This is a genomic window from Kitasatospora sp. NPDC056446 (genome assembly GCF_042796115.1).
Classification (GTDB): domain Bacteria; phylum Actinomycetota; class Actinomycetes; order Streptomycetales; family Streptomycetaceae; genus Kitasatospora.
The window spans coordinates 1-6,452 of record NZ_JBHTRF010000147.1; the positions used below are offsets into that span (position 1 = coordinate 1).

The following is a 6,452-nucleotide window of genomic DNA, read 5'->3' on the forward strand; positions in this document are numbered from 1 at the left end:
GGCCGGTCCCGGGGGAGGGGCTCAGTACACCTTCACGCCGTACGCGGTGAGCGCCGCGTTCACCGGCTGGAAGAAGGTCGTCCCGCCCGAGGTGCAGTCGCCGCTGCCGCCCGAGGTCAGCCCCAGCGCCTTGGCGGAGTCGAACAGCGGGCCGCCGGAGTCGCCGGGCTCGGCGCAGACGTTCGTCTGGATCAGGCCGCGGACGATGCCGCCGTCGGTGTAGCGCACGGTCGCGTTGAGCCCGGTGACGGTCCCGCCGTGCGTGCCCGTGGTCGAGCCGGTGCGCTTGACCGCCTCGCCGACGTAGGCGTTCGGGGCCGAGGTGAACCCGCCGGGGCGGCTCAGGGCGGAGTTGTCGTAGCGGACCAGGGCGTAGTCGTGGCCGGGGAAGGTCGAGGAGACGGTGGGGCCGATCGCCGTCTTGTGGGCGGCGTCGGTGTACCACTGGGAGGCGACGTTGCCGCAGTGCCCGGCGGTGAGGAAGTAGTGGGCGCTGCCGTTCACCACGTTGAAGCCGAGTGAGCAGCGGTACTGGCCGCCGTAGATGGCGTCCCCGGCGGCGAGCAGCGGGGTGAACGCGCCCGGGACGCGGTGGATGTCCAGGATCTGCGCGTCCTCGCCGGCGGCGCTCACGATCCGGTCGAGGGCCTCCGGGGTGACGGTGCTGTCGGCGGTCACCACGACGCGCCCGGCGGCCTCGTCGACGTACCAGGCGGTGCCGTCGACCTCGGCGTTCAGGACGGCGTCGCTGACGGCCGCGAGCAGGCCGGCCTCGGGGCCGGGGGTGGGGGCGGCCGCGGCGCCCGGCACGGCGACCGCGGTGGCGGTCAGCAGGCCGAGGGCCACGGCCGCCAGACGGGTGCGGCGGGTGGTGCCGGTGCGGGGGGTCCCGCGCTTGGTCCTCACCGATCTCCTCCTGGGAGTGAGGGCCCCTGGGGGTCGGGGCCGTGAGGCGCGGTCAGACGGTGGGCGGAGTCCGAGCGGTGCCGTTCGGAGGCACGACGGATGGTCTGCCCCTGACAGGCGCTGACCGGAAGTATGAGGAAACAGGCCATTCCGGACAAGCTTCCCGGCCGGGTGTCGGCGGACCCGCGCTGCCTGACGCGCGCGGATCCGCCGTCCGGGGCTACCCGTCAGGCAGCCACGGCGCCGGCCCGGGCGGACCCGGGCCGGCCCCGGGCGTTTCCGAGGGCGTGTATGAGGGCGTTTCCGAGGGTGTGTCCGACACGCCCTACGCGGGCACCGCCTCGGGCCCGACGAGCAGCCTGCCGCGCTGCAGGGCGTGCAGGGCGAGCGCGCAGAGCAGACCGAGTGCGCACAGCGCCAGCCAGGGGAGCGCGGCGAGCCCCGCCGCGCGGGCCGCGTCCAGGGCGGCGCCGGTCAGCAGGTTCCCGAGGGTGATGCCGACCCCGCAGACGGTGTTGTAGAGCCCGTAGTGGGTGGCGACCAGACGCTCCCCGGAGAGGCGGACCACGGTGTCCATCTCGAAGGGGTACGCGATCATCGTGCCCACGGCCAGGAGCAGCGCGGCCAGGGCCGGCGGTCCGGCCGCGAGCGCCCACCGGGCGGGCCCGGGCCCGGGCACCGGCAGTGCCGAGGCGGCGAGCAGCGGGAGGAAGGCCGCACCCATCGTGACCAGCCCCGCGACCAGCGCACCACCCGGGGTCGTCCGCGCCCGGCACCACGCGGTGACCCTGCTCTGCAGCAGGATCGTGCTCAGCCCGGACACCACGAACAGCAGCGCCGTGGCCGTCGTCCCGGCCGTACCGCTGCCGCCCAGCCGCCGGATCTCCAGCGGCAGCGCCAGGTACACCTGGAAGGACAGCACGTACGAGCCGGTCATCGCGCCCGCGAAGAGCAGGAACGGGCGGTTGGCCAGCACCCCGCGCCACTGCGCCAGGACCCCGGGGCGCTCCGCTCCGCCGTCGGCCGGCTCCTCGCCCCGCCGGGCCGGGAGGGAACGGATCTGCACCACGCTGAGCACCGCGAACACCCCGGCCGCGACCAGGCAGGTGGTGCGGAAGTCCACCGCGGCCAGCGCCATGCCGACCAGCGGGCCGAGCAGGATGCCCGCCTGGTAGAAGACGTTGAACAGGGCGAACGCCGCCACCCGCTGCTCGCCCGCGTCCCGCGCGAGGTACGCCCGGACCGCCGGGTTGAACAGCGCCCCCGCCAGCCCGGTCGCCGCCGAGGCCGCGATCAGGGCCGGGAGCGCGGCGGAGAGGCCGAGCGCGGCGAAGCCGGCGGTGCGCAGCAGACAACCCGCCACGATCAGCGGTTTGTAGCCGAACCGGTCGGCCAGCGTGCCGCCCACCAGGAACATGCCCTGCTGGGTGAAGTTGCGCACGCCCAGCACCAGCCCGACCGTCCAGCCGGCCATCCCGAGGGTGCCGGACAGGTGCGCGGCCAGGTACGGCATCAGCATGTAGAAGCCGAGGTTGATGGTGAACTGGTTGACCATCAACAGCCGGACGCTGCGCTCGTGGCCCCGGAACCGGGCGATGCTCTCCCTCATGCGGAGCCCCCGGGCATGCTCGCGGACGCGCTCGTGGGCAGGCTCGCGGACGCGCTCGTGGGGGCCAGCGGGTCGACCACCTCGGTGCACCTGGTCCAGCGGGTGACCTCCCGCTCGTCGGGCCGGGCGAGCTCGTCCGGGTCGTCGGCCGGGGGATGGTCCAGCAGGTCGTGCGCGGCGCAGTAGTCGTCGTCGTAGACGGTGCCGAGGTAGCGCTGCGGCCCGTCCGGGAAGACCGCCGCGATCCGGGTGTCCGCGGGCTGGGTACGGGCCAGCCAGCCCGCCACCAGGGCGACCGCGCCGACGCTCCAGCCGCCGGTGGCGTAGTGTGAGGCGGCCAGCCGGCGGCAGGTCCGGACGGCCTCGGCGGGGGCGACCCAGTGGACCTCGTCGAAGGCCCCGTACGCGACGTTGCGCGGGTGGATGCTGGAACCGAGGCCGCGCATCAGCCGGGTACGGGCGGGCTGGCCGAAGATGGTGGAGCCGACGGTGTCCACCCCGACCACCCGCAGCCCGGGCTGGAGCTGGCGCAGCACCCGGGAGATCCCGGCCGAGTGCCCGCCGGTTCCGACACTGCACACCAGCATGTCGATGTGCCCCAGTGCGGCGGCGAGTTCGAGGGCCAGCGGGGTGTAGGCGGTCGTGTTGTCCGGGTTGTTGTACTGGTCGGGGCACCAGGCGCCGGGGTGCCGGGCCAGCAGCTCGGCCACCCGCTCGCGCCGGGCCTGCTGCCAGCCGCCCTGCGGGTGGGGGCTGGCGACCTGTTCCACCTCGGCGCCGTAGGCGGTGAGCAGCCTGGTCATGGTGGGCTCCAGTCCGGGGTCGGTGACCAGCGTGACCGGGTGCCGGTAGACCATGCCGGCCAGCGCGAGGCCCAGGCCCAGCGTGCCGCTCGTGGACTCGATGATCCGGCCACCCGGGAGCAACTCGCCGCGTGCCCGGGCCCGTTCGACCATGTGCAGCCCGGGCCGGTCCTTGATGCCGCCGGGGTTGAAGCCCTCCAGCTTGGCCCAGAAACCGCGGCCCGCCGGGGCGAGCGGCTCGCCGATCCGCAACACCGGGGTGTTGCCGACCAGGCCGGTGAGCGCGGAACGGTCGTCCGCCCGATGGGCGGTGGGCCACCCGGTGCCGGGCGCGGTGTGGTGGGAGGTCGTACGGAGGAAGGTCATGTCTCGTCTCCTGTCGGGACGTTGGCGGACAGCGGGAGCTCGGGGCGGACGCCGGGCTCCTATATCCGCCACCGGCCGGTGGCGAGCAGTGGGCCTCTCGGCCCGGGCGCACGGGCGGTGCGCGCGGCGGACGCCGTGCGGCCCCCGGGGGCCGAAGCACCGGCCTCGCGGGTGACGGAGGAGGACGGGGCGGGCGCGGCGGAGGGCCGGACGGACCGGGCCGTGGGCGCGACGGCTTCGCCGGCCTCCCCGGCCGCGCAGTGCCGCTGCGTCGAGCCGGCGGGTGGGCCGTGCGGTTCGGCGGTGGCGGCCGTGGGCCAGCGGGCCGGGTGGGCGTCGCGGTGCTGCTGCGCGCAGCCGACGGGCAGCAGCGAGAGCAGGCCGAGGAACAGGACTGTCAGGAGCCGGATGGGCATGACGGGACTCCGCGCGGCCGCACACGGCGGCAGCGGTATCGGCAGCCGACCGGGGTCGGCGGGGCGGGAGGAGCGGGCGTGGGCAGGGCTGCCGACACGCGCCGCGGAGCGGGGCGTGGCAGGGCCCGGGGCCGCTCTAGACCCTCAGGCGCGCGATCCGGTGCGGGAGTTCGGGCGCCCCGGTGGCGGCGGTGCCGTCCGCCGGGCCCGCCGAGGGCGCCGTCGGCGCGGGGACGGCGGCGGGCTGGACCCGGACGGCCGAGCCGGCGACGTCCGTACCCGGCCCGTCCTCGGGCTTCCCGGAGAGGCACTCGCCACCGGGGTGGTCGTCGTCGTGCTGCTCCTGGTGCGCGGGCTGCGCGGCGTGCGCGTCGTCGCAGGGCGCCGGGGCCTGCTCGGACCAGACGATCCGGCTGAGGTCGGTGTGTCCGGCGCCGTTCTCCACGCTCAGCCCGTGCGCCGCGAACACGGCCACCAGTAGCGCGCCCAGCCAGAGCAGACGCGCCGCCACCCCTCGGGGGCGGGCGCGTCGTGTACGCAACGGCGACTGGGCGGTGACCACACCGTGATCCTAACCCGAGTTCCGCGCCCGTCCATAGCGCGTCCGATTGATATGACGAACCGTCAAGGATCGTCAACTCGCCATCCTGCGGCCCGATCAGGCGGCCCGATCAGGCGGGCTGATCCGGTGACGTGCTCCGGCGAGTGCTCCGGCGAGTGCTCCGGTGGGTGATCGGAAGAAAGTGTTATCGGGGCGGCCGGGCGAGGTCTCCGAGGCGTGGGAACGGACGCACGATGCCGCGGGTGAGGGTCCGCGGCGGGGCAGCGGGGTTCGAAAGGGGCGCTCCGCGTGGAGGCGAGGCCTCCACCGCGTCCGTTCCCCGGTGCCGCCGGACCGTCCCGTCCGGTCGGCGCGCCCGGCGGTCCGCGTGCCTCCCCCACGGCCGCGGATCGCCGGGGTCACGGTCGGGCGTCCGCCGCCTGCCGTCGCGTCCGGGTGAGCCGCCACACCTGCTCCTCGCCCGTCTCGGCGGGGGCGACCGCAGGGGAGGGGCGGCGCAGGTGCTCGGTGAAGCCGAGCCGGGCCGGGACGGCGGCGCTGGCGAGGTTGGCCGGGTCGTGGACGATCTCGACGTTGCTCACCCAGGGCAGCCGGAAGGCCTGCTCGACCAGGGCCTCGGCGGCCCGGGTGGCCAGGCCGCGCCCGGTGGCGGCGGGGTGCAGCCAGTAGCCGATCTCCAGCGAGCCGGCCGGCGAGTCCTCGCGCCGGTACATGCCGCAGGCACCGACGATGGCGCCGTCCAGCACCACCGCGTAGGAGAAGTCCCGGCCGTCCGCCCAGCAGCCCGCCCGGGTGGCCAGGTACTCGGTGGTCGCGGCACGGCCGTGCGCGGCGACCCACGGCATCCACGGCCGCAGGTGCTCCAGCGACTCCTCGATGACGGTGAAGAGCTCCGGCAGGTCCGCCTCGCCGGCGAAGCGGCGCAGGGTCAGCCCGTCCAGGACGATGACGGGCTCGGGGGAGGCCGGGGTCGCGGGGTGCTCCGGGTGTGTCATGGAGCGAGGATGGTGCGTGCCCGCCTCATCCGGCAAACGGTTTCCCGGCCGGCGGGTGCCGGCGGGTCAGCGGGCGGCGACCGGGGGGAGGCGTTCGAGGATGCGTTCCATGCCGCTGGTCCAGTTGGCCTCCAGTGCGGCGACGGCCTGGTCGGTGTCGCCGTCGAGGAGGCACTGGGCGATCCGCTCGTGCTCCTCGGCGGCGCGTTCGAGGATCTCGTGGTCGCCGACCACCACCCGCTCGTAGCGGTGCAGGGTCAGTTTCAGCGATTCGATCATGTCGCGCAGACGGGTGTTGGCGCAGCCGGAGAGCAGCAGGGCGTGCCAGGCGTCGTCGTAGCGCTCTATCGTGCCGTGCGGGGCCTGGGGGGCGGAGAAGGCGCGGGCCTCGGCGAGCAGCCGGGGGGCGATGGCGGACAGGTGGGCCGGGTCCGAGGTGCGCAGGGCGAGCGACTCCAGGGCGATCAGGATCGCGGTGAGGTCGAGGAACTCCTGCTTTCCGGTGGGGGCGAAGCGGAAGCCCTTGCCGCGTTCGCTGGTGATGATGCCTTCGCGTTCGAGGCTGATCAGGGCCTCGCGCAGGGGGGTCCGGCTGACGCCCAGTTCCTCGGCGAGGTGGACCTCGTTGATCGACTCGCCGGGGGTGAACCGGCCGTGGCCGAGCTGCTCCAGGAGTTCGTCCTTCACCTGCTCGCGCAGCGGTCGCCGCTCGATCGCCATCGGGCTTCCCTTCTTTCCGGGTCCGTAGCGTACCGGCCGGGCGACGGGTGCCGTCGCCCGGCCGCCGTGCGACGG

7 protein-coding genes are annotated in these 6,452 nt (G+C 75.0%); all 7 read right to left on the reverse strand.

Going from position 1 to position 6,452, the window contains the following annotated elements:
• Positions 1-21 precede the first annotated feature (21 nt).
• Positions 22-906, reverse strand: coding sequence for a S1 family peptidase (locus tag ACFQ6N_RS39790; RefSeq protein WP_380659051.1), 885 nt, complete (start codon positions 904-906; stop codon positions 22-24).
• Between the two features lie 325 nt (positions 907-1,231).
• On the reverse strand, positions 1,232-2,515 hold the full coding sequence (locus ACFQ6N_RS39795) for an MFS transporter (RefSeq protein WP_380659052.1): 1,284 nt from the start codon (positions 2,513-2,515) through the stop codon (positions 1,232-1,234).
• Complete coding sequence (locus ACFQ6N_RS39800; protein ID WP_380659053.1) at positions 2,512-3,684, reverse strand: PLP-dependent cysteine synthase family protein; 1,173 nt, start codon at positions 3,682-3,684, stop codon at positions 2,512-2,514. The genes ACFQ6N_RS39795 and ACFQ6N_RS39800 overlap by 4 nt, the downstream gene beginning before the upstream one ends.
• Positions 3,685-3,743: 59 nt before the next feature.
• Complete coding sequence (locus ACFQ6N_RS39805) at positions 3,744-4,100, reverse strand: hypothetical protein (RefSeq protein WP_380659054.1); 357 nt, start codon at positions 4,098-4,100, stop codon at positions 3,744-3,746.
• Between the two features lie 136 nt (positions 4,101-4,236).
• A complete protein-coding gene (locus ACFQ6N_RS39810) occupies positions 4,237-4,662 on the reverse strand; it encodes a hypothetical protein (RefSeq protein WP_380659055.1) in 426 nt (141 codons plus the stop codon).
• Positions 4,663-5,060: 398 nt separating this feature from the next.
• Positions 5,061-5,657: a GNAT family N-acetyltransferase gene (locus ACFQ6N_RS39815; RefSeq protein ID WP_380659056.1), complete on the reverse strand. Its 597-nt coding sequence runs from the start codon at positions 5,655-5,657 to the stop codon at positions 5,061-5,063.
• Positions 5,658-5,723: 66 nt separating this feature from the next.
• Positions 5,724-6,377: a GntR family transcriptional regulator gene (locus tag ACFQ6N_RS39820; protein ID WP_380659057.1), complete on the reverse strand. Its 654-nt coding sequence runs from the start codon at positions 6,375-6,377 to the stop codon at positions 5,724-5,726.
• Between the last annotated feature and the right edge of the window lie 75 nt (positions 6,378-6,452).

Bases quoted from the DNA above. Each gene is read 5' to 3' on its own strand.
- ACFQ6N_RS39795 (WP_380659052.1), bottom strand. From the start codon at position 2,515: ATGAGGGAGAGCATCGCCCGGTTCCGGGGCCACGAGCGCAGCGTCCGG.
- ACFQ6N_RS39800 (WP_380659053.1), bottom strand. From the start codon at position 3,684: ATGACCTTCCTCCGTACGACCTCCCACCACACCGCGCCCGGCACCGGG.
- ACFQ6N_RS39805 (WP_380659054.1), bottom strand. From the start codon at position 4,100: ATGCCCATCCGGCTCCTGACAGTCCTGTTCCTCGGCCTGCTCTCGCTG.
- ACFQ6N_RS39815 (WP_380659056.1), bottom strand. From the start codon at position 5,657: ATGACACACCCGGAGCACCCCGCGACCCCGGCCTCCCCCGAGCCCGTC.
- ACFQ6N_RS39820 (WP_380659057.1), bottom strand. From the start codon at position 6,377: ATGGCGATCGAGCGGCGACCGCTGCGCGAGCAGGTGAAGGACGAACTC.